The sequence below is a fragment of the Leclercia sp. TB492 genome, from assembly GCF_049974505.2.
In the GTDB taxonomy this organism is placed as follows: domain Bacteria; phylum Pseudomonadota; class Gammaproteobacteria; order Enterobacterales; family Enterobacteriaceae; genus Enterobacter; species Enterobacter adecarboxylatus_C.
Map to the genome: position 1 here is coordinate 1401897 of NZ_CM127572.1, position 26371 is coordinate 1428267.

The following is a 26371-nucleotide window of genomic DNA, read 5'->3' on the forward strand; positions in this document are numbered from 1 at the left end:
AAAAAGTCGCCGCAAATCCGTAAAATAGCCTCATAGCGCCGGGTGATTTCTGTAACAGATTAGGAATCGTCTGGATGAATGTATTGTGACTGACGCGCAAAATCAGGTTTGTGAAACATAAATTCGGTGTTTTTTGAACAAGATAGCTGCGGGTGGAAATGTTTAGTTACATGAAAAGCCGCATTAGACATCACGAATGACAAAGAGTTTCACAAGTTTTTTTGATATATTTAAAACTTACGGATTTACTTGAAGCACATTTGAGGTGGTTATGAAAAAAATTGCATGTCTTTCAGCACTGGCAGCTGTTCTGGCTGTTTCCGCAGGTTCCGCTGTCGCAGCGACCTCTACCGTGACTGGCGGTTACGCTCAGAGCGATATGCAGGGCGTGATGAACAAAACCAACGGTTTCAACCTGAAATATCGCTACGAGCAGGACAACAACCCGCTGGGTGCCATCGGTTCCTTCACCTACACTGAGAAAGACCGTTCCGAAGACGGCGCTTACAACAAAGCTCAGTACTACGGCATCACTGCTGGCCCGGCTTTCCGTCTGAACGACTGGGCAAGCATCTACGGTGTAGTGGGTGTTGGCTACGGTAAATTCCAGCAGACTGAAAACCAGGGCTTCAACCGCTCTGCTACCAACAGCGACTATGGCTTCTCCTATGGCGCAGGTATGCAGTTCAACCCAATCGAAAACGTTGCGCTGGACTTCTCCTATGAGCAGAGCCGCATCCGTAACGTTGACGTTGGCACCTGGATCGCAGGCGTAGGTTACCGCTTCTAATCACTTCGGTGAGCCAGTAAAAAAACCCGCTTCGGCGGGTTTTTTGTTTTTGTTATTTCCCCTCATAAGAGGGTCAGGCTGCGTGGTCGTTACCGGCTTTTCGTCTCAAACAGGTCCGTCCCCAGATGGTTGTAATCCACTTTCTGTAGCTTAAAGTTGGTCACATACACCGGCGGCGCTTTGTCGTTCGACATGAAGCGGTACTTACTGGCGATCTCTTTCGCGCCGATCCCCGTCCACTGCGAGAAGAAGCTTAAAAAATCATTCGCGGAACGGCGCGCCTTGATGATGCGATGCGCTTTGTCATCGCTCGACAGCACCATAAACGGCACCTGGAAGTTCTGCTGGAAGCTGTCGTCGTGGGCCAGGTACTGCACCTCTTTGCCGCGCTCTTTAAACGCCAGTCCGTGATCGGAGAAATAGACCATTGAGAAGCTCTCACCGGTATTTTGCAGCTGGGCATAGAGCTTGCTGAGCAGGTCATCGGTCTGGGTCATGGTGTAGAGGTAGCACGAGGTCTCTTTCGACTGCACGAACTCTGCATATTTCCCCTGGGTGCGGTCGCAGGCCTGCGGATGGGAGCCCATCAGGTGCAGAACGATGAGCTGCGGCTGGGTGCGATGGCTGCTGAAGACCTGTTCGGTCATCTTCAGCAACGCCTCATCCCGGGTGTTTTTATCTGCCTCGAAATCACCGCTTTTCAGGAACTGCACTTCGTCAGCCCGTTTAGCAATGCTGGCGATGGCGGTATCGTATTCACCAATCTGCCCCTGGTTCGAGAACCACCAGCTCTGGAAGCCCGCGCGGTTGGCGAGGGTCACAAAGTTATCCTGATACTGCGGCTTGTTGTCCACCACCCGGTTGAGCGTCAGCCCGAGCGACTTCTGCGTTGAACCGCTGGCGGCAACGTAGTCGGTAAACAGGGTGCCGTTAACTTTGCTGGCAAACGGGGTGTTATTCCAGTGTCCACCGAAGGCACCCAGCGCGTCGCGGCGGGCGCTTTCACCAATCACCACCATATAGATGTGATACTTGGGTTTCACCGCCAGCACGTTCCAGGTGTCCTTCATCTGCGACAGCTCGGCCATCCGGGCCTGCTCTTCAACCACTTCCTGGTTGTTCACCACCACATCTTTGACAAAGCGAAACACCGGATAGCCGGAATCTTTCAGCTTGAAGACGCCGCCCCAGGCCAGGTTTTGCACCGGGGCGACGAAAAAGGCCACCACGCTGAAGACCAGACACAGGCTGTCGATTTTGCCCCACGCCTTTTTAGGCTGCGGCTTGCGGCGCACGGCGATTACGCCGAGGGCAAAGATAAACAGGCCGACGACGTAGCTGTACCACGGGAAGATGGTGAGGATCTCCGTCGACTCCTCCATGTTGGTGGAGTGCATCGCCAGCAGAGTATTAAAGTTGGGCGCGCCGTAAGCCTGGCCAAAGGGGAAATACATCGCCGCTACCAGCGAGCAGATCCCGAGCAGCCCTTTTTGCAGGCGCGGCGCGCTCAGCCAGAGCAGATGCAGGATACAGGTGAAAGCGACGGTATAGAGGATGCTGAATGAATAGCCGAGGGCGATATTAATCAGCAGCGACTGTAAAAAGTAGAATCCGGTCCACGGGCTTAAGGCCCGGCTGCGGGTAATGAGCGTGTCTTTCAGGGTTAAATTCATAGGTCACTATCGTGAAAACGCCATGTGCTCACCCTGGCGCCAAGGGTCTAAACCTGCCTGAGAATGCGTAGAAGGGGAGAGGAGGTCCGCATCTGCGAGCCGCAAATAGTGCAGGGCTGCAAGAAGATAGAGCCAGTGGCCGTTAAGGTCAACAGTTATAAAGGGGGTGTTTTGCGAAGAGGATTACATTTCCGCAAAAAAGGTCCGGGCATAGCGTGGAGACGAACAGTTTAGAGGGGATAAATGACAAAAAAATGAAGCGGCGTACCGCGACGCCGCCTAGTGGGAAGGTTTGTTCTGCTGTGGCTTGCCGTTAATGATGTCGCAAATCATATTCAGCAGCATTAAGCGTACTTTAAAGGGAGAGTGGCTGAACACGCGTATACACCTCTTGAATTCGTTCATCGTAACCTCCTGCGGGTTGATCCCTTCGATCCGTGAAGGGTGACTGCATTACATACAGATATAGCACAGGCTATGTTATATGGCTACGGCTATAACGTTAATTTTTTGTGCTTATAGAGTGATGGTTTACAATGGCCGCTTATCTATTGATACGCTTGATGTGTCCCCCGCTTGAGGAAGCACAATGAACCGCCGTGCAGGTAAACCAACAACAAAAAAAATGACGCAACTGGTCAACGTCGAAGAGCATGTCGAAGGCTTTCGCCAGGTTCGCGAAGCGCATCGTCGCGAGCTGATCGATGATTATGTCGAGCTGATCTCCGATCTGATCCGTGAGGTGGGGGAGGCCCGTCAGGTGGATATGGCCGCACGCCTTGGCGTGTCGCAGCCGACGGTGGCAAAAATGCTCAAGCGTCTGGCAACAGTGGGTCTGATCGAAATGATCCCCTGGCGCGGGGTCTTTCTTACCCCGGAAGGGGAGAAGCTGGCGCAGGCGAGTCGCGAGCGCCATCAGATTGTCGAAAACTTCCTGCTGGTGCTGGGCGTCAGCCCCGAGATTGCCCGCCGTGACGCTGAGGGAATGGAACATCATGTCAGCGAAGAAACGCTGCAACAGTTCCAGGCCTTTACCCTTAAATATGGATCTTCCGCGGAATGACCCTGCCAGGCCTGCGGGCGCTGGCCCGCGATCGTTTCTTTCATCTGTTACTGGTGGTTGGGGCAGGGCTCAGTTTCCTGGTGCCCTTCGCACCTGAGCGCTGGCCTGACGCCATCGACTGGCACACCATCATTACCCTCGCCGGGTTGATGATGCTGACCAAAGGGGTCGAGCAGAGCGGTTTTTTTGACGTTCTGGGGCGCAAGATGGTGCGCCGTTTCGCCACCGAGCGACGGCTGACGCTGTTTATGGTCTTCTCTGCCGCGCTGCTGTCGACCTTTCTTACCAATGATGTGGCGCTCTTTATCGTAGTGCCGCTCACCCTTACGCTGCGCAAGCTGTGCGAAATCCCGGTTAACCGGCTGATCATCTTTGAGGCGCTGGCGGTCAACGCCGGATCGCTGCTGACCCCGATTGGCAACCCGCAAAACATCCTGCTGTGGGGGCGCTCCGGGCTGTCGTTTGCCGCTTTCACCTGGCAGATGGCGCCCCTGGCGCTGGTGATGGTGACAACCCTGATGGCCCTGTGCTGGTTCGCCTTTCCGGCAACGCCGCTGCGCTACCACAGCGGCAATGCGGCGACCCAGTCGAAACCGCGGCTGGCGTGGAGCTGTCTGGCGCTTTATCTGGTGTTTCTGGTGGCCCTCGATCTCAAGCAGGAGCTGTGGGGCGTGTTGCTGGTGGCGGGAGGATTTCTGCTGCTGGCGCGTCGGGTGCTGATAAGTGTCGACTGGACGCTGCTGCTGGTCTTTATGGCGATGTTTATCGACGTGCATCTGCTGATTCAGGTCCCGGCTTTACAGGGCGTGCTGCAAAACGTCACCCATCTGTCGCAGCCGGGCCTCTGGCTAACGGCCATCGGGCTGTCGCAGTTTATCAGCAACGTGCCGTCTACCATCCTGCTGCTTAACTACGTGCCGCCGACGGCGCTGCTGGCATGGGCGGTGAACGTGGGGGGCTTTGGCCTGCTGCCAGGATCCCTCGCAAACCTGATCGCCCTGCGTATGGCAAACGATCGCCGCATCTGGTGGCGCTTCCACCTCTGGTCTTTGCCAATGCTGGTCTGGGCCGGCCTCGTCGGATTCGGATTATTCCTTCTCATATAGTGCCACATTTGTCAGTTTTTCCTGGCAAATGTATAGCAACGTCCTAACTTTAGTGGGCGGCATAAATTGTGATGCCGTTCACTAACAGGATGGATGCTGTTCTATGGCGGAAGAAAATCAACCCTCAGAAAACACCGATAATAAAGAGACTGAACGTAAACGCCCCGGCAAAAAGCCGCTGATTATTCTCGGCATTGTAGTGATCGTGATGGTCATCGTGGCGCTGGTCTGGTGGTTTATGACCCGTAACCAGGAGACCACCGACGACGCCTTCACCGAAGGCGACGCCGTGACCATCGCCCCGAAAACCGCAGGCTATGTCACCGAGCTGCGGGTGCGCGATAACCAGCGGGTGAAAAAGGGCGATCTGCTGGTGACTATCGATCCCCGGGACACCAGCGCCCAGCGCGACCAGGCAAAAGCCCAGCTTGGCCTGGCCGAGGCCCAGCTTCATCAGGCCCAGGCGCAGCTGGCTCTCTCGAAGGTGCAGTATCCTGCCCAGCGTGATGAAGCCAACGCTCAGGTGATCAAAGCTCAGGCGGATCTTGCCAATGCCCAGGCGGAATATCGCCGCCAGCGCGGGGTCGATCCCCGCGCCACCACGCAACAGAGCATCGACGCGGCCAACGCCCAGCTGCGCAGCGCCCAGGCCCAGCTTGCCAGCGCCAAAGCCCAGCTTGAGGTGGCCTCGCAGGTGCAGCTGCAAATTCGCCAGCAGGAGACCAACGTCGAAGCCCGGGAGCGTCAGGTGGAGCAGGCCCGCGCCCAGCTGGAGACCGCCGAGCTCAACCTCTCTTATACCCAGGTCCGCGCCCCCTTTGATGGCTACATCACCAAACGCAACGTCCAGACCGGCACCCTGGTGCAGGCGGGCACTGCGCTCTTCTCGCTGGTCTCGACCGATATCTGGGTGGTCGCCAACTTTAAAGAGTCGCAGCTGGAGCGAATGCGCCCCGGCAATAAGGTGACCCTGAGCGTGGACGCCTGGCCGGATCTGGAGCTGGAAGGGCATATCGACTCTATCCAGCAGGGGAGCGGCTCGCGCTTCGCCGCCTTCCCGTCGGAGAACGCCACCGGCAACTTCGTGAAGATCGTCCAGCGCGTGCCGGTAAAAATCGTTATCGACAAAGGTCTGGATCCCAACCAGCCGCTGCCGCTCGGCCTCTCGGTTGAACCTAAGGTCACCGTAGAATGAGTGAGCACAGCCACGAAAACTGGCGGCCCGCCAGCAACCCGTGGGCGGTGGCGATTGTCGTCACCCTGGCGGTGTTTATGGAGATCCTCGACACCACTATCGTGAACGTGGCGCTGCCCCACGTGGCGGGCTCGCTCTCCGCCAGCTACGACGAATCCACCTGGGTGCTCACCAGCTATCTGGTGGCTAACGGCATCGTGCTGCCCATCTCGGCGTTTCTGAGCCGGGTCTTTGGCCGCAAGCAGTTCTTCCTGATCTGCATTGTGATGTTCACCGTCTGCTCCTTCCTGTGCGGCATCGCCACCGAGCTGTGGCAGATCATCCTGTTTCGCATCATGCAGGGCTTCTTCGGCGGCGGGTTACAGCCCACCCAGCAGTCGGTGCTGCTCGACTACTTTAAGCCGGAAGATCGCGGCAAGGCTTTCGGCCTGTCGTCCATCGCCATTATCGTCGCCCCGGTGCTGGGGCCGACGCTCGGGGGCTGGATCACCGATAACTACTCCTGGCGCTGGGTATTCTTTATTAACATCCCGGTGGGCATCGTGACGGTGCTGGCGATCTACCAGCTGCTGGAAGATCCGCCCTGGGAGAGTAAATCGAAAGAGAAGATCCCTATCGACTGGACGGGCATCGGCCTAATCGCGCTGGGTCTGGGCTGCCTGCAGGTGATGCTCGACCGGGGCGAGGACGAAGACTGGTTTAACTCGAACTTTACCCGCACCTTCGCGGTGCTGACGCTGGTTGGCATTATCGGTGCTATCTACTGGCTGCTGTATGCCAAAAAGCCGGTGGTGGATCTGCACTGCATGAAGGATAAAAACTTTGCCGTCTCCAGCCTGCTGATGGCCGGGATGGCAATGATCCTGTACGGCAGCTCGGTGGTGATCCCGCAGCTGGCGCAGCAGGATCTGGGCTATACCGCCACCTGGTCCGGGCTGGTGTTGTCGCCTGGGGCAATACTTATCGTCCTCACTATCCCCCTGGTGCTGAAGCTGATGCCGATTGTGCAGACGCGCTGGATCATCGCCTTCGGCTTTACCTGCCTGGCGGTATCGTTCTTCTGGTCGCGGACGCTCACGCCGGATATCGACTTCGAGACCCTGGTGCTGTTCCGCAGCGCCCAGTCAATCGGGCTGGGGTTCCTGTTTGTGCCCCTGACCACCATCGCCTTTATCTCGATTCCCCGGCGGCTGAACGCTGACGCCGCGGCGCTCTTTACCATGTTCCGCAACGTGGCGGGGTCAATCGGCATTTCGCTCTCGACGGCGGCCATTACCGAGCGCTCGCAGGCCCACAGCGCCCATCTGGCCACGCATACCTCGGCGTTCGACGAGCCGTTCCAGCACACCATCCGCGAGATGGCGCAGGCGGTGCAGAACTTTACCACCCAGGTGGGCGACCCCGCCGGTATCGCTACCGGGCGCATGTACCAGGTGATGATCGAACAGTCGCGCTTCCTGGCCTACATCGACGTCTTCACCCTTCTGAGCGTGGTGGCCCTATTACTGATTCCGTTTTGTTTGTTGCTCTCGCCGGTTAAGAGCGAGGGGAGTGCAGGAGCACACTGATGATTTGCAGACGTTTAAGCCCCCTGATGTTAATGCTGTTGCTGGCAGGCTGTGCCGTGGGGCCGGACTACCAGCAGCCCGTGCCGCAAACCCCGACGCACTGGAACGATCCGGGTGACGGCGGCGTGAAATCGCAAACCGCGTCCACCGCCATCAACCCGCGCTGGTGGAAAACCTTCGGCGATCCGCAGCTGGACAGCCTGATTGAACGGGCCATTGCCGGCAACCTGTCGCTACAGCAAACCGTGCTGCGCATCGCCGGGGCGCGGGAGCAGATCAACCAGGCGGGCGGGGCCTTCTTCCCGGCGGTGAACGGTAACCTGCAGGCCACCCGGCAGCAGCTGGGGCTGGAGGGAGAACTGAAATCCCACGGCGTATACGACCAGCTGGATGAGGTGGACCCCGAACTGCGCGGGGCGCTGGGACCGCTGACCCAGCCGATTAATCTCTATCAGGGCAGCTTCGACGCCCAGTGGGAGCTGGATCTGTGGGGCAAGGTACGGCGTCAGGTGGAAGCCGCCGATGCCCAACAGCAGGCGGCCATCGAGCAGCGTAACGACGCCCTGGTATCGCTGGAGGCCGAAGTCGCCCGCGGCTGGCTCCAGCTGCGCGGGGCCCAGAGCAGCATCGCGACCCTTAACACGCAAATCGAGAGCGCGCAGCAGACCCTGGAGCTGACCGACAGCCGCCAGCGCGGCGGCCTGTCACCGCAGATGGACGTGGAGAATGCCCGCGCCCAGCTCGGCAACCTGGAGGCGCAGCTTCCGCAGTATGAAGCCCAGGCGCGGCAGGCGATGAACGGCCTGGCGATCCTGCTGGGCAAACCGCCGGGGGCGCTGGACGGCGAGCTACAGGCCAGCAAACCGCTGCCCGCGCTGCCGGAAATCGTCCCCACCGGTATTCCCTCCACCCTGGCGCGGCGACGTCCGGACGTGCGTGAAGCCGAGGCAAACCTGCATGCGGCCACGGCGCAGATCGGCGTGTCGGTGGCGCAGCTGTTCCCCAGCGTCTCGCTCAGTGGCCAGTTTGGCCTGCGCAACAGCGAAGCCAGCTGGCTCACCGACTGGAGCAGCCACTTCTACAGCGTCGGGCCGCAGGTTTCCATCCCCATCTTCCAGGGCGGCCGGCTGGTCTCCAGCGTAAAGGTCGCCCGCGCGCAGCAGGGCGCCGCGGTGCTGGAATATCGTCAGACGGTGCTCACCGCGCTGGGCGATGTGGAAAACGCGCTGGTCAGCTACCGCACCGACCAGAAGCGGGAGGCGGGATTAAGCAAAACTATCGATGCGCTGCAAAACGCCTTCGATCTGGCGAGCAGCAGCTATCGTCAGGGGATCGCCACCTTTATCGACGTGCTGGATGCCCAGCGTCAGCTGGCGCAGGCGCAGCAGCAGCGGGATCAGGCCCGGGTCCAGAGCGCGCTGGATCTGGTGGCGCTCTATAAAGCCCTCGGCGGGGGCTGGGAGCCGTATCAGCAGGTTCAGCTGCCGGACTACGCCGTCTTTGGCGACGCCCCGCGCGGATAAGTTCAGAGGATTGGGCAAGAAACGGGCAGGAACCGCACATTCGCCATCGGCGTGAGCCGGGTATAACTATCGGGTACTCAACACACGAGGAGCGTCAAATGCGATATCAAAAACTGGGTAATACCGGCCTGTTTGTTTCTGAACTCTGCCTCGGCACCATGACCTTCGGCGGCGAAGGCGGCATGTGGGGCAAAATCGGTCAACTCCAGCAGCAGGAGGCCGAACAGCTGGTCGGGCGCGCGCTGGACGCGGGGATCAATTTTATCGATACCGCCAACGTCTATTCGGAAGGGCGTTCGGAAGCAATCACCGGCCAGGCGCTGAAGAACCTGAAGATCCCGCGCGAAAACGTGGTGGTGGCGACCAAAGTCTTTGGCGAGACGGGCACCGCCGGGGTGAACTCCCGCGGCAGTTCCCGCTATCACATCATCAGCAGCGTGAAGGAGAGCCTGCGACGCATGCAGCTGGATCACATCGATCTCTATCAGCTGCACGGTTTCGACCCGGCCACCCCCATCGAAGAGATGCTCTATGCCCTGGATAACCTTGTCCAGCACGGCCACGTGCGTTATATCGGCGTCTCCAACTGGGCGGCCTGGCAGATTGTGAAAGCGCTGGGGATCTCCGAGCGGCTGGGGCTGGCCCGTTTTGCCTCCCTGCAGGCTTACTACACCATCGCGGGCCGCGATCTTGAACGCGAGCTGGTGCCGATGTTGCAAAGTGAGAAGGTGGGGTTAATGGTCTGGAGCCCACTGGCAGGCGGGCTGCTGAGCGGCAAATATGGCCGCGACGGCCAGGTGCAGGGCGGTGGCCGCCGCCAGGAGTTTGACTTCCCGCCGGTGGATAAAGCGCGGGCATTTGACTGCGTGGACGTGATGCGCAACATTGCCGACAGCAAAGGGGTTTCGGTCGCGCAGATTGCCCTCGCCTGGCTGCTCCATCAGCCGGTGGTCAGCAGCGTGATTGTGGGGGCGAAGCGGGTGGATCAGCTGGACGACAATATCGCCGCGACGGCGATTCACCTCAGCGATGACGAGCTGAAACAGCTGGATGCGGTGAGCGCGCTGCCACGTGAATATCCTGGCTGGATGCTGGAGCGGCAGGGGGAGTATCGCCGTAACCAGCTGGCGCAGCAGTAACCCTGTTCAGGCTGCAGAGAAGCCGGGTGGCGGCTGCGCCTTACCCGGCCTACAAACGACCCGTAGGCCCGGCAAGCGTAGCGCCGCCGGGCATTGCCGCACGCAACAGCAGTAACAGCCAATAAAAAAGCGGGCCATCAGGCCCGCTTTTTTTATTTCGCATTCTGCAATCAGTTCAGACGAACCGGTATACCGGAACGGTTGTTGATCGCTTGCTCAACGATGGTCGCATCCACGTCCTGCTGGCCGGTGATAGCCTGCACGTTGCTGGTCAGGGTGACCGGCACGGTGACGTTATTGTCGATCTGCTCTTCGCTGGTGGACAGCGGGTTATGCACTTCGAGGTAACGGCTACCATCGGGCTCGGTGGTCGCTTTTACCGGCTCGTTGATGAACTGTACGCGGGTGCCAACCGGCACGTTCTCGAACAGGAACTTGATGTCGTCGTTACGCAGACGCACACAGCCGTGGCTCACGCGCAGGCCGATACCGAAGTTGGCGTTGGTGCCGTGGATCGCATACAGACGACCGATATACAGCGCGTACAGACCCATCGGGTTATCCGGGCCGGCAGGCACAACGGCTGGCAGCGGCTCGCCTGCGGCAATGTACTCGGCGTGCATTTTCGCGGTTGGGGTCCAGGTTGGGCCGGCTTTCTTACGCTCAACCTTGGTGGTCCAGTTCATCGGGGTATCTTTGCCCAGCTGGCCGATACCGATTGGCAGCACGATCACCGTGTTGGTGCCTTTCGGGTAGTAGTACAGACGCATTTCGGCACTGTTGATCACGATGCCTTCATGCACGGTGTCCGGCAGGATCAGCTGCTGAGGAATGTTCAGCACGGTACCGCCTTTCGGCAGATAAGGGTCAACACCCGGGTTGGCTTCCATCATGTTGGAGAGGCCGAGCTGATATTCTGCTGCGAAATATTCCAGCGGCTGGGTGTTGCCTTCTTCAATGGTCACAACCTGGTTCTGACCCACCAGACGGCTACCGTCGGTTGGCAGTGGATAGGTGACAGCAGAAGCGGTCTTGCAAAACCCTACTACGGCAAACGCCGCCGCAAAAAGCGAAGTTAATTTCATATTCATGGTGTGCGAGGTATCTGTGCCACTTGGCAGGTTGTTTAAAAGTCTGAACGGTTTAGGGAGCGCATTATATGTGCATTCCTGACCGCATGGAATTCGGATGTGTACTAAATCACACTTTTTTCCGTTTCGTTAAAGTTTAGCGTTATGTTGTTACACGGGATCTCATTTCGGAATTGTGGCATAATGCCGGGTTTATCACACTTCTCGCAGGAATCTCCCGTGTTAGTTACCAGCAACGTCACTATGCAGTTTGGCAGTAAGCCGCTGTTCGAAAACATTTCCGTCAAATTTGGCGGCGGCAACCGTTACGGCCTGATTGGTGCCAACGGTAGCGGAAAATCCACCTTCATGAAGATCCTCGGCGGCGATTTAGAGCCGACGCTGGGCAACGTTTCTCTCGATCCGAACGAGCGCATCGGTAAGCTGCGTCAGGATCAGTTCGCCTTTGAAGCGTTCACCGTTCTTGACACGGTGATCATGGGCCACGGTGAGCTGTGGGAAGTGAAGCAGGAGCGCGACCGCATCTATGCCCTTGCCGAAATGAGCGAAGAAGACGGCTATAAAGTGGCCGACCTCGAAGTGCAGTACGGCGAAATGGACGGCTACTCTGCCGAGTCCCGTGCCGGTGAGCTGCTGCTGGGCGTGGGCATTCCGGTTGAACAGCACTACGGTCTGATGAGCGAAGTCGCGCCAGGCTGGAAGCTGCGTGTTCTGCTGGCGCAGGCGCTGTTCTCTAACCCGGATATCCTGCTGCTCGACGAACCGACGAACAACCTGGACATCGATACCATTCGCTGGCTGGAGCAGACGCTGAACGAGCGTAACAGCACCATGATCATCATCTCGCACGACCGTCACTTCCTGAACATGGTCTGCACCCACATGGCGGATCTGGACTACGGCGAGCTGCGCGTCTATGCAGGCAACTACGACGAGTACATGACCGCCGCGACCCAGGCGCGTGAGCGTCTGCTGGCCGACAACGCCAAGAAAAAGGCGCAGATTGCGGATCTGCAATCCTTCGTCAGCCGCTTCAGCGCCAACGCCTCTAAATCGCGTCAGGCCACCTCGCGTGCCCGTCAGATCGACAAAATCAAGCTGGATGAAGTTAAAGCCTCCAGCCGTCAGAACCCGTTCATCCGCTTCGAGCAGGACAAGAAGCTGTTCCGTAACGCCCTGGCCGTCGAAGAGCTGTCAAAAGGTTTCGACAACGGTCCGCTGTTTAAGAACTTCAACCTGCTGCTGGAAGTGGGCGAGAAGATCGCCATTCTGGGTGCCAACGGCGTGGGTAAATCCACCATGCTGAAGACCCTGGTAGGTGAACTGGCCCCGGATAACGGCACCGTAAAATGGTCCGAGAACGCGCAGATTGGTTATTACGCCCAGGATCACGCCGAAGATTTCGACAACGATCTGACCGTTTTCGACTGGATGAGCCAGTGGAAATCAGAAGGCGATGACGAGCAGGTGGTGCGCAGCTTCCTCGGCCGTCTGCTGTTCAGCCAGGACGACATCAAAAAGCCGGCGAAGGTGCTCTCCGGTGGTGAGAAAGGCCGTATGCTCTTCGGCAAGCTGATGATGCAGAAACCGAACATCCTGGTGATGGACGAACCGACCAACCACCTGGACATGGAATCGATCGAATCGCTGAACATGGCGCTGGAGATGTATCAGGGCACCCTGATCTTCGTCTCTCACGACCGTGAGTTCGTGAGCTCCCTGGCGACCCGCGTAATTGAAATTACGCCGGAGCGCGTGGTGGACTTCAGCGGTAACTACGAAGATTACCTGCGCAGCAAAGGTATCGATAACTAAAAAAAGCCCGGTGGCGCTACGCTTACCGGGCCTACGAATCTGCGGTCTGTCACGCCGGGCGGCGCATGCGCTTGCCCGGCCTACGATATGGGGTGGGTTTTGTAGGCCGGGTAAGGCGAAGCCGCCACCCGGCGCATCAGTTGGTCAGGATATCCTTAAGCCATGCCCAGCGCGCGCTTGCCGTGGATGTTTAAATCATCCGTGGTGAAGCGCGACTGCCAGTCAGCCTCATAATCCTCGCGCGGGAAATCGCCCGGAGAGGCCCCGGTTTCCAGCGCCGCTTTCACCTTCTTGGCGTAGGCGAGGTTTTTCTCGCACATCGGTGCCGCCGGAATGTACATCACGTTGCCCCAGCCCTGCTGGTTCTCAACGGGAGCCACGGAGTGGATCACATCGCAGTGCCACCACACGGAATCACCCGCTTCCAGCGCCGGAATGCTTGTGAGGGCTTCAATCAACAGCGGATGCCACTTCTCGGAGATCGGCAGCACGCGACCCGGCGTCACGCCGCAGAGTTCATCTTCCGGCACATCATCCAGCAGCGGACGCAGCAGGATATAGGCCATCGCTTCCGGGATCGGCACCACGTGCAGCAGACCCTGATCCGGGATCATGTCGGAGAGCGCGGTCCAGCCCTGGAAGGTGCGGAACACCGAGCACTTGGTGGTGTTATCCACGGTGTACTCTTCCACTTCGGTACGGTGCGCGGCATTCCAGGGATCGTATTGATCGATATTGCCATCGAACACCCGGGCGAAGACCTGCTGATAGGCCGGGAGCAGCCAGCGCTCCAGCGCGCCGGAGTCGGTGTGCGCCCCGAGGCCTTTCGAGGTGGTTCCCGGTGGACGGCGGCGAATGCGGTCCGGGTAGATCACGCTCACGTCCGGGTTGAACCACTGTTTGCCGTTGCTCTCAAAGGTCCATAAACGGTTCAGGAACGACTGCACCTGCGCCATCCGTTCGCTCTGGCGGGCTTCCATCTGCGCGTGTGACCAGTAGATCGGGTAGATCTCCGGGCGCGACGCGGTCAGGCTGCCGAAGAAGTTATCTCCCGGGCCTTTGTAGACTTCATCAAAACGGTTGAGATCCAGATAGTCGAGCATCGCGTTATCCCAGGCCAGCGCCTGTTCACGCGGGAAATGACCTTTGATCACCGCACAGCCGCGACGCTTAACCGCCTCGCGCTGTTCCGGGCTGATGTTACCGCTCTGCACGTCGGCAAAGGGGATCACCGGCCAGACGGGATCGCCTTTGCTCTTCAGGGCATTAATTTCTGCCACCCGGCTGGCAATCTTATCGCTCAGGCGATTGAACACCGCCTGCACGTCACCGATCTGCGCCCGCAGTTCGCGTTTCATCTGGCGGATCGCCGCTTTGTGGTCTGAAGGTAACGTTTCACTGGTAAAGGTTAAGGTCATAACAGCCTCGCTATCTTTCATTCGAAAGTAAAAGTAATTACAAGTGATACTTTAGGTTAAAAATAAGTTAAAGCAAGTTAAATAACTTGATGAAGTGCACAGGCTGAGAAAAAAGAAGAGGGTTCGCCGGAGAAGGTTCCGGCGGGGCGATCAGTTGCTGAAAGGCGGGGTGTTATCGAGGACGGCCTGAATCACGTTCAGCGCGCCCTGGTGGTTGTTGTCGTCGGCCTGATAGCGGGTGATGGCTTTAATGCTTTCGCCGGCGTTACCCATGGCGAAGGAGTAGTGGGCAAACTTCAGCATTTCGGCGTCGTTACCGCTGTCGCCGATCGCCACGCACTCCTGCGGGGAGATATGCCAGCGCTTGAGCAGACGGCTGAGGCCGTTGGCTTTATGCAGGCCGGGGATGATCAGATCGACAAAACCAAACCCGCTGGTCACCGGCTTCATGATGCCGTCGAGGGAGACGTGCAGGGCATCAATCAGGTTCGGGATATCGCTGTCGGGCAGGTTCAGCGAGAACTTAAACAGCACGTCGTCAATCTCGCGATAGTCGCTGACGCGCTGTAAGCGGTGATAGTGTTTTGACATCAGGTTAACGAACGCCTCGGGCGCCTGGTCGCTGACGTATGCGCTTTCCAGACCGCAGGCGACGAAGTTCAGGGATTTATCTTTCAGCAGCTCGCCAATGACGATCTGCGATTCGTGCTTCGTCAGCTCACCGTGGAAAATCTGCTCGCCGTGATCGAACACCAGCGCGCCGTTTTCTGCCACGAAGGAGATCTGCGATTTCAGCTCCGGGAAGAAGGAGATCAGCTGGTAATACTGGTTGCCGCTGGCGACAACGAACTCAATATTCCGGGCCTGAAGTTGCTGGAACTGCGCCTGAAAGCGGTCACGATCGTACTGCTTGGCGTCATCAAGAAAAGTTCCGTCCATGTCGGTGACGATAACTTTAACGGTCATACATTGCGCTCCTGAGTCACTGCGTTATGAAACATTCTAATAACAAGGTGACGTGGAGCACAAATTTAATTTCGAATGAAAGTAAAAAGCCGGGTGGCGCGACGCTTACCCGGCCTACATTTTAGCTCCCGTAGGCCGGGTAAGGCGCAGCCGCCACCCGGCGAGAAAGACCGCACGATCTTATAGGCCCGGTAAGCGTAGCGCCACCGGACATTGCCGAGGCTACAGCGTATGCTCAGTACGGGCGATAATATCGTCCTGCGCATCCGGTGACAGGGCGGTGAAGAACGCCGAGTAACCCGCCACGCGCACCACCAGATCCCGATACTGGTCCGGGTGTTTCTTCGCTTCCAGCAGCGTTTCGCGGGAGACGATGTTGTACTGGATATGCCAGCCTTTGTGCACCTCGAAGAAGGTCCGCAGCAGCACCATCAGCTTCTGGCGGTCGCTGTCGTTATCCAGCGTCGCCGGGTTGAGCTTCTGGTTCAGCAGCACGCCACCCAGAATCGCTTCGGTCGGCAGCTTCCCGACAGAACCAATTACCGCGGTCGGCCCCAGATGGTCAGTGCCGGAAGCCGGGCTTGCCCCTTCCGCCAGCGGGGTATGCGCTTTACGTCCATCCGGGGTCGCCATGGTTGCCGCACCAAAGGGGACGTTGGCGGAGATAGACGAGGTCCCGGCGTAGTAGTTACCGCCAATCGGGCCGCGGCCGTAGCGCGGGTTGTGATACTGCTTCAGCTCTTCGATGTAGGTCTGATAGGCGCGAGCCAGCAGCAGATCCACGCTGTCGTCGTCGTTGCCGTACTTCGGTGCGCCGTTGATCAGACGCTGGCGCAGCTGCTCGTGGGTCAGCCCCTCGTAGTCATCCGCCAGCGCCGCCGCCAGCTGCTGCTGACCGATGGCTCCCTGGTCGAAGACCAGCTTCTTCACCGCCGCCAGGCTGTTGCCAAGGTTGGCGATCCCCACCTGCAGGCCAGAGACCCAGTCATACTTCGCGCCGCCCTGCTTGATGCTCTTCGCGCGCTCAATGCAGTCATCTACCAGCGCCGAGCAGAGAATGTCATGCACGTTCTCTTCCAGCATGGTATCCACCACGTACTCAATCTCGATGGATTTACGGGTGTAGTACTTAATCTGGCGGTCCCAGGCGGCCATCACTTCGTCGAAGTTGTTAAAGTTACCTTCAGAGAGCGCTTTGACCTGCGGCAGGAACACTTTGCCGCTGGTGGCGTCGCGGCCGCCTTCCATCGCCGCCAGCATTACGCGGGCGAAGTTGATAAAGCTCATCCCGGTGCAGCGGTAGCCCCATTTACCGCCGACGGCGGTCTCGATACAGCCGATGGCGGCGTAGTCGTAAGCATCCGCTTTTTCGATGCCGAGCTTGATGAACTCCGGGATCACGATTTCATCGTTGTTAAAGGCAGGCATCCCGAAGCCGCAGCGGATCACCTGCACGCAGGCGTCGAGGAAGTCGTTGCTCATGCCCGCGTGGTAGCGCACGCTCAGGTTCGGCTGGGTGGAGCGCAGACGGCCGCAGGATTCCAGAATCGCGTACGAGAGCGGGTTCACCGCATCCATCGGCGTGCCGTTCACCAGCGTCTGGCCGCCGATGGTGACGTTCTGGTACAGCGGGCTCCCGGCAGAGGCTTTGGAGTGGGAGCCGGAGCGGATCTTGTTCACTTCCAGCAGCTTCAGCCAGCAGCTGTGCAGCAGCTCGATGGCGTGCTCACGATCCAGAGACTGGTTCAGCTCCACGTCGCGGCGGTAGTAGGGGTAGAGATACTGGTCCATACGGGCAAACGACACCGAGTGGCCGTTGGATTCAATCTGCAGGATCAGCTGGATGAAGTAGCACAGCTGCAGCGCCTGCCAGAAGGTTTTCGGCGGTTCGTGGGCGATCACATCGCAGTTCTCCGCCATCGCCAGCAGCTCGTCCCGGCGGGTTTCGCGGGTTTCGCTGGCGGCCATCTCACGGGCCAGATCGGCAAAGCGTTCGATATGCAGGCTCACCGCTTCCAGCACGATATCAATCGCTTTCAGGAACTGGTCGCCGTGCAGATCTTCCAGGCAGGTGAGGTTAATGCGGGAGCGGCGCTCGTCCACTTTATGACGCATCCCGTCGAGCCCTTTCTCCAGCACCAGCGGGAAGTTCACCGCCAGGTGTGCATCGCCGGAGGTCATGTTGCCTTCGGCTTTGATAATGCCGGTTTCCAGCAGGCCTTTCTGCTCATCGGTGAACATGCCGTAGCAGCGATCCTGCACCGTCTGGCCGCGCCACCACGGGCACAGCGCGTGCAGGACGCGTTTGTTCTCTTCGCTTACCGCAAAGCCTGCGCCCGGACGGTCGGCGAGATCGTCGATCTCTTTCTCAATCCACGAGACGGTGTATTCCGGGAAGATCGGCGCGGCACGGACTTCGCTTGCCTGGTTGCCGATAATCAGCTCGTCATGTTTGATCCAGATGGTGCGCTGCGCCAGGTGGTGCGCCAGCGCCAGCGCGCGACGTACCGGGATCGGCTTATCCATATGCTGCTGGTACATTTCGGTGTAGTGCTGCGCACGCTCGGTACAGACCAGGGGCTTAACAATGTGGACCAGGGCAGTTTTATGCGCCTTAATGCGATCGCTCAGGGTAGAAAGATTCAGCTGTGTCATAACATTATCCTCGTAAGGTCGCGGTTAACCCTTTCCGGGCGGCATACTGCCGGGCAAAGTCCAGTAAAGCAGGGTTATCGAGCGGTTTATCTGGGGCAGAGTAGGGTTGGCCGAGCAGGGTGTATTTGTTCATGCCCAGCGTGTGGTACGGCAGAAAATGGATGTCGTGGACGTTCAGTTCGTCGGCGGCAAAGTTGGTAATGGCGGTAATGGAGGCCTCATCGGCGTTAAAGCCCTGGATCAGCGGCACGCGGATGGTGAGCTGTTTTCCGGCCGCGGCCAGGCGCTTGAGGTTATCCAGCACCCGTCTGGCGGAGCCGTCGGTCCACTGCTTAAACACCGCGCCGTCGATGTGCTTCAGGTCGGCGAGAAACAGATCGATCCAGGGTAACGACGGTTCGATATAGTGCCAGGGCACATGCAGGCAGGTTTCGACCGCGGTATGAATGCCCTGCTCATGGCTGGCCTGGAACAGCTGGCGCGCCAGGTCCGGGTTCATAAAGGGCTCGCCGCCGGAGAGGGTGATCCCGCCGCCGCTGCGATCGTAGAAAGGCTTATCGCGCAGGACGGTGGTCATGATCTCCTCCACCTGCTGCTCTTCACCGCAGACGGTGAGGGCCTGGGTCGGACAGCAGTGGGTGAGGGCATCCAGATGCGTATCGTCGAGTTTCTCGCGGTGGATCACCAGGCCATTCAGCGTCCGGTCGATGACCGCGGGCGCCACCTGCTGGCAGAGGTTGCACCCCTCCAGGCACAGGCGGGCATTGAACAGCAGGTCCCGCGACCGCGCGCGGCTCTCCGGGTTCTGACACCAGCGGCAGCCCAGCGAGCAGCCTTTCATAAAGACCACGGTACGAATACCGGGGCCGTCGTGTGTCGAGTAACGCTGAATGTTGAAGATCATAATGTCGCCTCTTGTTGCGTATGAAGATTAAATTACTTTCGAATGAAAGTTATCTTGACGCAAATCAACTCCGGCGCAGGTTTTGCCGTGTAGGGTTACGGCATAGTCATTTTTGAGGACCCGATCATGGAACTGTATCTCGACACATCCGACGTTATCGCTGTTAAAAAACTGGCCCGCGTATTTCCGCTGGCCGGCGTAACCACTAACCCAAGCATTGTGGCCGCAGGCAAAACGCCGCTCGAGGTTTTACTGCCTCAACTGCAGGAGGCGATGGGCGGTCAGGGCCGTCTGTTTGCTCAGGTGATGGCGACTACCGCGGAAGGAATGGTGGAAGACGCGCTGAAGCTGCGGGGTATCGTCGCCGATCTGGTGGTTAAAGTGCCGGTTACGGCGGAAGGGCTGGCGGCGATCAAGATGCTGAAAGCGCAAGGGGTGCCGACCCTGGGGACGGCGGTCTACAGCGCGGCGCAGGGGATGATGGCGGCGCTGGCGGGCGCGGAGTATGTCGCGCCGTACGTGAACCGCGTGGATGCGCAGGGCGGGGACGGGATCCAGACGGTGGCCGAGCTGCAACAGCTGCTGACCCTGCACGTACCGCAGTCAAAGGTGCTGGCGGCAAGCTTTAAAACCCCGCGTCAGGCGCTGGATTGCCTGCTGGCAGGCTGTGAATCCATTACCCTGCCGCTGGATGTGGCCCAGCAGCTGATTACCTCTCCGGCGGTGGATGCAGCCATTGCGAAGTTCGAGCAGGACTGGCAGAACGCCTTTGGACGGACGTCGATCTAAGGGTATTGCCGGGTGGCGGCTTCGCCTTACCCGGCCTACGGTTCGTGCTTTTGTAGGCCGGGCAAGCGCAGCGCCGCCCGGCAACAGTTTCACCCCCCGCACACCTCGCACCCCGGATTACGCATCAGCTTCATCTCGCGGAACTGGCAGGTCATCGCGTCGTACATCACGATTTTCCCGGCCGCGGGCGTGCCGTAACGAGTCAGCACTTTTATCGCCTCCATCGCCTGCATCGAACCGATCACCCCCACCAGCGGGGCCATCACGCCGGCCTCCACACAGGTCAGGGCGTTTTCGCCAAACAGGCGGCTCAGGCAGCGGTAGCAGGGCTCGCCCTCCGCGTAAGTAAAGACGCTCACCTGTCCCTCCATGCGGATCGCCGCACCGGAGACCAGCGGTGTCTTATGGGCAAAACAGCCCGCATTGAGCTGATTGCGAATGGCGACGTTGTCAGTGCAGTCAAGGACCAGATCGTGGTGGGCAATCTGGCCCGACAGCGAGGCGTCATCCAGCAGGGCATTGAGCAGGGTGAACTGTACGTTGGGGTTGATGCGCGTCAGCGACGCATGGGCCGACACCACTTTTGGCTCGCCGAGGGTCGCATCGCTGTGCAGGGTCTGGCGTTGCAGGTTGGAGAGCGACACGGTGTCGAAATCGAGCAGCGTCATGCGCCCCACGCCAGCGGCGGCCAGATACTGGGCCGCGGCGCAGCCCAGCCCGCCGAGGCCGACCACCAGCACGTTCGCCGCTTTCAACGCTTCCTGCCCGTCGAAATCAAAGCCGCGCAGCACAATCTGGCGATTGTAGCGCAGCATCTCCTGGTCGCTCAGTTCCACCGTCATGGTTAGCCCCCAAACAGCGCGTTAAACGGCTCAACCTCAACCCATTCACCCGCTTCCACGTTGCCGCGTTCGCGCTCGAGCACGATAAAGCAGTTGCCCTGGCTGAAGGAGCTAAAAATATGCGAGCCCTGGTGGCCGGTGGTGCTCACTTCCAGCTCGCCGTCGGCGTTACGCGCCAGAATGCCGCGCTGGAAGTCGAGACGACCCGGTGATTTTTTCAGGCGGGTGGCGGCGCGCACGCGCTGGCGGGCGGGCAGGCTGTGCCCCCGGTTGCCGGAGAGCTTCGCCAGTAGCGGCTGCACCAGCTGATAGAACGTCAGCGCCGCAGAGACCGGGTTCCCCGGCAGGCCGCAGAACCAGCTATTCGGCAGCTTGCCGAAAGCGAACGGTTTGCCCGGCTTGATGGCCAGCTTCCAGAAGCCGATCTCGCCCAGCTCATCAAGAATGGTTTTGGTGTAATCCGCTTCGCCCACCGACACGCCGCCGGAGCTGAGCACCACGTCGGCCACGCGATCCGCTTCGATAAAGGCTTCGCGCAGCTTGTCCGGATCGTCCGGGATAATTCCAAGGTTGATCACCTCGCAGCCCAGCTGCTCCAGCATCAGGTGCACCGCCAGACGGTTGGTGTCGTAGATCTGCCCCTCGGCCAGCGGCTGACCCGGGAGCTGAAGCTCGTCGCCGGTGGAGAACAGCGCCACCCGCACCTTGCGCACCACGGCAATTTCGGCAATACCCAGCGAGGCCAGCACCGGCAGTTCGGCCGCGGTCAGCCGGGTGCCCGCCGGGAAGACGGTTGCGCCCAGGGTAATGTCTTCCCCGCTGCGACGGATGTTCTGACCCGGCTTAACGCTGGCGATAAAGCGCACGCCGTCGTCGGTCTGCTCGGTCTCTTCCTGCATCACCACGGCGTCGCAGCCCGTTGGCACCGGGGCACCGGTCATAATGCGGATACAGCTGCCTTGAGGCCATTCGCCCTGGAAGGGCTGCCCGGCAAAGGCTTTGCCCGCCACCGGCAGCGCGGCACCCGCCGCCAGATCCGCCAGCCGTACGGCATAGCCGTCCATCGCCGAGTTATCAAAACCCGGTACGTTGAGGGGCGAAACGATATCTGCGGCGGTCACGCGGCCAAAACAGCGCAGCAATGGCAGCGTCTCCTGGTCTGACAGGGGTGAAAGTCGATCGAGCATCTGCGCGAGTGCCGTCTCAAGCGGCATCAGTCCGGCGGTAAAATCCATGGGTCACTCCAGCGAGAGAATAACGAAGGCGGCCATTATGGCAGAAAAGTGCCCTTAACTGTATGACACCATGGGCTTAGCCTTTACATCACAGTTGGGTCTTTCTATATTCAAAAATTATCTGAAGTTCCGGCAACGATAATGATATTTATAGAAAAAGCGGCAAATATGCCCGGTAAGGTGAAGTAAATGGGGAATGCAGTCATCGCGATCCACGGCGGCGCAGGGGCAATTACCCGTGCGCAGCTCAGTCAGGAACAGGAGAGGCGCTACATTGAGGCGCTCTCGTCGATAGTGGAAACCGGCCAGCGGATGCTGGAGGCGGGAGAAAGTGCGCTGGATGTGGTCACCGAAGCGGTCCGCCTGCTGGAGGAGTGCCCGCTGTTTAACGCCGGGATTGGCGCGGTGTTTACCCGTGACGAAACCCATGAGCTGGACGCCTGCGTGATGGACGGCATCACCCTGAAAGCGGGTGCCGTGGCCGGAGTCAGCCATCTGCGCAACCCGGTGCTGGCTGCCCGTCTGGTGATGGAGCAGAGCCCGCACGTATTGCTGGTGGGCGAGGGGGCCGAGAAATTTGCCTTCGCGCACGGCATGGAGGCGGTTTCGCCAGATATTTTCTCCACCCCGGAACGCTATCAACAGCTGCTGGCGGCGCGTGATGCGGGCGAAACCCGGCTTGACCACGCCGCACCGCTGGATGAATCCATGAAAACGGGTACCGTCGGCGCGGTGGCGCTGGATAAGGCCGGTAACCTGGCCGCCGCGACTTCTACCGGCGGGATGACCAATAAACTGCCCGGCCGGGTGGGCGACAGCCCCTTACCCGGCGCGGGCTGCTATGCCAATAACGCCAGCGTGGCGGTCTCCTGTACCGGCACCGGCGAGGTGTTTATTCGCACTCTCGCGGCGTATGACATCGCCGCGCTGATGGACTACGGCGGCTTAAGCCTGGCCGAAGCCTGCGAGCGGGTGGTGATGGAAAAACTCCCGGCGCTGGAAGGCAGCGGCGGGCTGATTGCCGTCGATCGCGAAGGCAACGTGGCATTACCGTTTAACAGCGAAGGCATGTACCGCGCCTGGGGCTATGCCGGCGACACGCCGAGCACCGGAATTTACCGTGAATAAGGGAGAAAGGGATGCCGCACAGCGATGAACTCGACAGCCAGCAGGTGCTGGCGGTGCATAACCTGAACGTCGCCTTTTCCGACGAACGCCAGACGATCCCGGCGGTAAAAAACCTCTCTTTTTCGCTAAAACGTGGCGAAACGCTGGCGATCGTCGGGGAATCTGGTTCCGGTAAATCGGTTACCGCCCTGTCGCTGATGCGCCTGATTGAACAGTCCGGCGGGCAGGTAGCGTGCGACAGCCTGCTGCTGCGCCGTCGCAACGGCCAGGTAAGCGATCTCACCGGGCTCAATCCGTCGCAGATGCGCAGCGTGCGCGGTGCCGATATCGCCATGATTTTTCAGGAGCCGATGACCTCCCTCAACCCGGTCTTCCCGGTGGGAGAGCAGATCGCCGAGTCGATCCGTCTGCACCAGGGGCTGAGCGGCGAAGAGGCGCTGGCCGAAGCTAAACGCATGCTCGAGCAGGTGCGGATCCCGGAGGCGGACGCCATTCTGGGACGCTATCCGCATCAGCTCTCCGGCGGGATGCGCCAGCGGGTGATGATCGCCATGGCGCTCTCCTGCCGTCCGGCGGTGCTGATTGCCGATGAACCGACCACCGCGCTGGACGTCACCATCCAGGCGCAGATCCTGCAGCTGATTAAAGTGCTGCAGGAGGAGATGGAGATGGGGGTGATCTTTATCACTCACGATATGGGCGTGGTGGCGGATATCGCTGACCGGGTGCTGGTGATGTACCAGGGCGAGGCGGTTGAAACCGGCCCGGTGGAGCAGATTTTCCATGCCCCTGAGCACCCTTATACCCGGGCGCTGCTGGCTGCGGTGCCGCGACTGGGGGCGATGAACGGCCGCGACCTGCCGCGCCGTTTTCCGCTGATCTCCCTGGCTCATCCAGGTTTTCAGGAGGCCGAAACCGAGCAGGACACCGTGGTGCCCGGCGAGCCCATCTTAAAAGTGCGCGATCTGGTAACTCGTTTTCCGCTGCGCGGCGGCCTGCTGAACCGCGTTAAGCGTGAAGTGCACGCGGTAGAGAGCGTCAGCTTTGATTTATGGCCCGGCGAAACGCTGTCGCTGGTGGGCGAGTCCGGCAGCGGCAAATCGACCACCGGCCGGGCGCTGCTGCGGCTGGTGGAGGCCCAGGAGGGCACCATCATCTTTAACGGTGAGCGCATCGACACCCTGCCGGCCGGGAAGCTGCAACCCCTGCGGCGGGATATTCAGTTTATTTTTCAGGACCCTTACGCCTCCCTCGATCCCCGCCAGACGGTGGGCTATTCGATTATGGAGCCGCTGCGGGTACATAACCTGCTGGAGGGCGACGCTGCCCAGCGGCGGGTGGCGTGGCTGCTGGAGCGCGTGGGCCTCAAGCCGGAGCACGCCTGGCGCTATCCCCATGAATTTTCCGGCGGTCAGCGGCAGCGGATCTGCATTGCCCGCGCGCTGGCGCTGAATCCGAAGGTGGTGATTGCCGACGAGTCGGTCTCGGCGCTGGATGTCTCCATCCGGGCGCAGATCATCAATCTGCTGCTCGATTTGCAGCGGGAGATGGGCATTGCATTTCTGTTTATTTCGCACGATATGGCGGTAGTGGAGCGCATCAGCCACCGGGTGGCGGTGATGTATCTCGGGCAGATCGTTGAGATTGGCCCGCGTCGGGCAGTGTTTGAAAATCCGCAGCACCCTTACACCCGCAAGCTGATGGCGGCAGTGCCGGTGGCCGATCCGACCCATCGTCAGGCCCGGCGGGTGCTTCTTCAGGATGAGCTGCCGGGCAACATTCGCAAGCGTGGGGAAGCCACCGAGCGCGTGGTGCTGCGGGAGGTAGGCCCCGGCCATTTTGTCGCCCCGCCGCGTCAGGATAATGCCTTTAAGCATCTATAACGAACAACAGCACAGAACAACCGGAGAACACAACAATGACAAAATTTGTTGCTCGCAAATGGCTGTTAGCCGCGAGCGTAACGGCAGCCCTGGCGGCCACGCCGGCTTTCGCAGCAAAAGACGTGGTGGTGGCGGTGGCCTCCAACTTCACCACCCTCGATCCGTATGACGCCAACGACACCCTGTCGCAGGCGGTGGCGAAGTCGTTTTATCAGGGGCTGTTTGGTCTCGATAAAGAGATGCAGCTGAAAAACGTGCTGGCCGAGAGCTATAAAGTTTCGGACGACGGGCTGGTCTATACCATTAAGCTGCGCAGCGGGGTTAAGTTCCAGGACGGGACCGACTTTAACGCGGGAGCGGTGAAGGTCAACCTCGATCGCGCCAGCAACCCGGAAAACAGCCTCAAGCGTTATAATCTGTATAAAAATATCGCCAGCACCGAGGCGGTCGATCCCACCACGGTAAAAATCACCCTGAAAGAGCCGTTCTCGGCCTTTATCAACATTCTGGCCCACCCGGCCACGGCGATGATCTCCCCGGACGCGCTGAAAAAGTACGGCAAAGAGATCGGCTTCCATCCGGTGGGTACCGGCCCGTATGAGCTGGTGACCTGGAATCAGACCGACTTTGTGAAGGTGAAGAAGTTCGCCGGTTACTGGCAGCAGGGGCTGCCGAAGCTGGACACCATTACCTGGCGTCCGGTGGTGGATAACAACACCCGCGCGGCGATGTTGCAGACCGGCGAAGCGCAGTTTGCCTTCCCGATCCCTTACGAGCAGGCGGCGCTGCTCGGCAAAAACAGCAAGCTGGAGCTGGTGGCCAGCCCGTCGATCATGCAGCGCTACATCAGCATGAACGTCACGCAAAAGCCGTTCGATAACCCGAAGGTGCGCGAGGCGATTAACTACGCCATCAACCGTGAGGCGCTGGTGAAGGTGGCCTTTGCCGGTTACGCGACCCCGGCCACGGGCGTGGTGCCGCCGTCCATTGCTTACTCCCAGCAGTATCATCCGTGGGAATACAATCCGACGAAGGCGCGCGCGCTGCTGAAAGAGGCGGGCTTCCCGAACGGCTTCAGCACGACCCTGTGGTCGTCACACAATCACAGCACCGCCCAGAAGGTGTTGCAGTTCACCCAGCAGCAGCTGGCGCAGGTAGGCATTAAGGTGCAGGTAACGGCGATGGATGCCGGACAGCGTGCCGCCGAAGTGGAAGGTAAAGGGCAGAAAGAGAGCGGAGTGAGGATGTTCTATACCGGCTGGTCGGCCTCCACCGGCGAAGCCGACTGGGCGCTGTCGCCGCTGTTTGCCTCTAATAACCAGCCGCCAACCCTGTTCAACACCGCGTTCTACAGCAATCCGCAGGTGGATAAAGATCTGACCGATGCCCTGAAAACCACCCAACCGGAAGAGAAAGCGAAACTCTACAAGGATGCGCAGGACACTATCTGGAAGGAGTCGCCATGGGTGCCGCTGGTGGTTGAGAAGCTGGTCTCGGCGCACAACAAGGCGCTGACCGGGTTTTACATCATGCCGGATACCGGCTTTAGCTTTGACGACGCGGATCTGAAATAGAGCACTCATTCCCG

21 protein-coding genes are annotated in these 26371 nt (G+C 59.5%); 12 read left to right on the forward strand and 9 right to left on the reverse strand.

The window, feature by feature from the left end; all coding sequences use genetic code 11:
* Window positions 1–271 precede the first annotated feature (271 nt).
* Window positions 272–790: an outer membrane protein OmpX gene (ompX, locus tag ACP4QI_RS06535; RefSeq protein ID WP_142488790.1), complete on the forward strand. Its 519-nt coding sequence runs from the start codon at window positions 272–274 to the stop codon at window positions 788–790.
* Window positions 791–879: 89 nt separating this feature from the next.
* Here ompX and ACP4QI_RS06540 read toward each other — a convergent pair whose 3' ends face one another.
* Both ACP4QI_RS06540 and mntS read right to left on the reverse strand, forming a co-directional pair.
* On the reverse strand, window positions 880–2463 hold the full coding sequence (locus tag ACP4QI_RS06540) for a phosphoethanolamine transferase (protein ID WP_285128275.1): 1584 nt from the start codon (window positions 2461–2463) through the stop codon (window positions 880–882).
* A 279-nt stretch (window positions 2464–2742) separates the two neighbouring features.
* The gene (mntS, locus tag ACP4QI_RS06545) at window positions 2743–2868 is read right to left on the reverse strand and encodes a manganase accumulation protein MntS (protein ID WP_032617180.1); all 126 of its coding nucleotides are present in this window, start codon (window positions 2866–2868) and stop codon (window positions 2743–2745) included.
* Between the two features lie 184 nt (window positions 2869–3052).
* Here mntS and mntR point away from each other — a divergent pair, with 184 nt between their 5' ends.
* The 6 genes from mntR (at window position 3053) to ACP4QI_RS06575 (ending at window position 10057) form a co-directional block, all read left to right on the forward strand.
* On the forward strand, window positions 3053–3526 hold the full coding sequence (mntR, locus tag ACP4QI_RS06550; protein ID WP_250588624.1) for a manganese-binding transcriptional regulator MntR: 474 nt from the start codon (window positions 3053–3055) through the stop codon (window positions 3524–3526).
* On the forward strand, window positions 3523–4632 hold the full coding sequence (locus ACP4QI_RS06555; protein ID WP_142488792.1) for an anion transporter: 1110 nt from the start codon (window positions 3523–3525) through the stop codon (window positions 4630–4632). Before mntR ends, ACP4QI_RS06555 begins: the two co-directional genes overlap by 4 nt.
* A gap of 103 nt (window positions 4633–4735) precedes the next feature.
* Complete coding sequence (locus ACP4QI_RS06560) at window positions 4736–5827, forward strand: HlyD family secretion protein (RefSeq protein ID WP_142488793.1); 1092 nt, start codon at window positions 4736–4738, stop codon at window positions 5825–5827.
* Window positions 5824–7395, forward strand: coding sequence for a DHA2 family efflux MFS transporter permease subunit (locus tag ACP4QI_RS06565; protein WP_426495029.1), 1572 nt, complete (start codon window positions 5824–5826; stop codon window positions 7393–7395). The genes ACP4QI_RS06560 and ACP4QI_RS06565 overlap by 4 nt, the downstream gene beginning before the upstream one ends.
* Window positions 7395–8918, forward strand: coding sequence for an efflux transporter outer membrane subunit (locus ACP4QI_RS06570; protein ID WP_285110670.1), 1524 nt, complete (start codon window positions 7395–7397; stop codon window positions 8916–8918). The genes ACP4QI_RS06565 and ACP4QI_RS06570 overlap by 1 nt, the downstream gene beginning before the upstream one ends.
* 98 nt (window positions 8919–9016) lie before the next feature.
* Entirely contained in the window at window positions 9017–10057 is a 1041-nt protein-coding gene (locus tag ACP4QI_RS06575; RefSeq protein ID WP_426495028.1) for an aldo/keto reductase, read from the forward strand.
* Between the two features lie 170 nt (window positions 10058–10227).
* On the opposite strand, the gene ldtB is transcribed toward ACP4QI_RS06575, so the two are convergent.
* Window positions 10228–11148 (reverse strand): L,D-transpeptidase, encoded by a 921-nt coding sequence (gene ldtB, locus ACP4QI_RS06580; protein WP_426495027.1) that lies wholly within the window; start codon window positions 11146–11148, stop codon window positions 10228–10230.
* 219 nt (window positions 11149–11367) lie between these two features.
* Here ldtB and ACP4QI_RS06585 point away from each other — a divergent pair, with 219 nt between their 5' ends.
* On the forward strand, window positions 11368–12963 hold the full coding sequence (locus tag ACP4QI_RS06585) for an ABC-F family ATPase (protein ID WP_142488798.1): 1596 nt from the start codon (window positions 11368–11370) through the stop codon (window positions 12961–12963).
* Between the two features lie 155 nt (window positions 12964–13118).
* On the opposite strand, the gene ACP4QI_RS06590 is transcribed toward ACP4QI_RS06585, so the two are convergent.
* From ACP4QI_RS06590 to ACP4QI_RS06605, 4 genes are all read right to left on the reverse strand, one after another.
* Complete coding sequence (locus tag ACP4QI_RS06590; protein ID WP_426495026.1) at window positions 13119–14381, reverse strand: DUF1479 domain-containing protein; 1263 nt, start codon at window positions 14379–14381, stop codon at window positions 13119–13121.
* Between the two features lie 150 nt (window positions 14382–14531).
* A complete protein-coding gene (locus ACP4QI_RS06595) occupies window positions 14532–15347 on the reverse strand; it encodes a Cof-type HAD-IIB family hydrolase (RefSeq protein WP_426495025.1) in 816 nt (271 codons plus the stop codon).
* A 222-nt stretch (window positions 15348–15569) separates the two neighbouring features.
* On the reverse strand, window positions 15570–18002 hold the full coding sequence (locus ACP4QI_RS06600; RefSeq protein WP_426495024.1) for a formate C-acetyltransferase/glycerol dehydratase family glycyl radical enzyme: 2433 nt from the start codon (window positions 18000–18002) through the stop codon (window positions 15570–15572).
* 4 nt (window positions 18003–18006) lie between these two features.
* Complete coding sequence (locus ACP4QI_RS06605) at window positions 18007–18906, reverse strand: glycyl-radical enzyme activating protein (protein ID WP_426495023.1); 900 nt, start codon at window positions 18904–18906, stop codon at window positions 18007–18009.
* Between the two features lie 126 nt (window positions 18907–19032).
* Here ACP4QI_RS06605 and fsa point away from each other — a divergent pair, with 126 nt between their 5' ends.
* A complete protein-coding gene (fsa, locus tag ACP4QI_RS06610) occupies window positions 19033–19695 on the forward strand; it encodes a fructose-6-phosphate aldolase (protein ID WP_156263261.1) in 663 nt (220 codons plus the stop codon).
* An 89-nt stretch (window positions 19696–19784) separates the two neighbouring features.
* Here the strand turns inward: fsa and moeB are convergent, their stop codons facing one another.
* On the reverse strand, window positions 19785–20537 hold the full coding sequence (gene moeB / locus ACP4QI_RS06615; RefSeq protein WP_426495022.1) for a molybdopterin-synthase adenylyltransferase MoeB: 753 nt from the start codon (window positions 20535–20537) through the stop codon (window positions 19785–19787).
* Between the two features lie 2 nt (window positions 20538–20539).
* Window positions 20540–21772: a molybdopterin molybdotransferase MoeA gene (gene moeA / locus ACP4QI_RS06620; protein ID WP_426495021.1), complete on the reverse strand. Its 1233-nt coding sequence runs from the start codon at window positions 21770–21772 to the stop codon at window positions 20540–20542.
* A gap of 189 nt (window positions 21773–21961) precedes the next feature.
* Between moeA and iaaA the strand changes: the two genes are divergently transcribed.
* From iaaA to gsiB, 3 genes are read left to right on the forward strand one after another with little or no spacing between them, the layout of a single operon-like run.
* Window positions 21962–22900, forward strand: coding sequence for a beta-aspartyl-peptidase (gene iaaA / locus ACP4QI_RS06625; RefSeq protein ID WP_426495020.1), 939 nt, complete (start codon window positions 21962–21964; stop codon window positions 22898–22900).
* Between the two features lie 11 nt (window positions 22901–22911).
* The gene (gene gsiA, locus ACP4QI_RS06630; RefSeq protein WP_426495019.1) at window positions 22912–24783 is read left to right on the forward strand and encodes a glutathione ABC transporter ATP-binding protein GsiA; all 1872 of its coding nucleotides are present in this window, start codon (window positions 22912–22914) and stop codon (window positions 24781–24783) included.
* A gap of 35 nt (window positions 24784–24818) precedes the next feature.
* Window positions 24819–26357: a glutathione ABC transporter substrate-binding protein GsiB gene (gsiB, locus tag ACP4QI_RS06635; RefSeq protein WP_426495018.1), complete on the forward strand. Its 1539-nt coding sequence runs from the start codon at window positions 24819–24821 to the stop codon at window positions 26355–26357.
* Window positions 26358–26371: the final 14 nt, after the last annotated feature.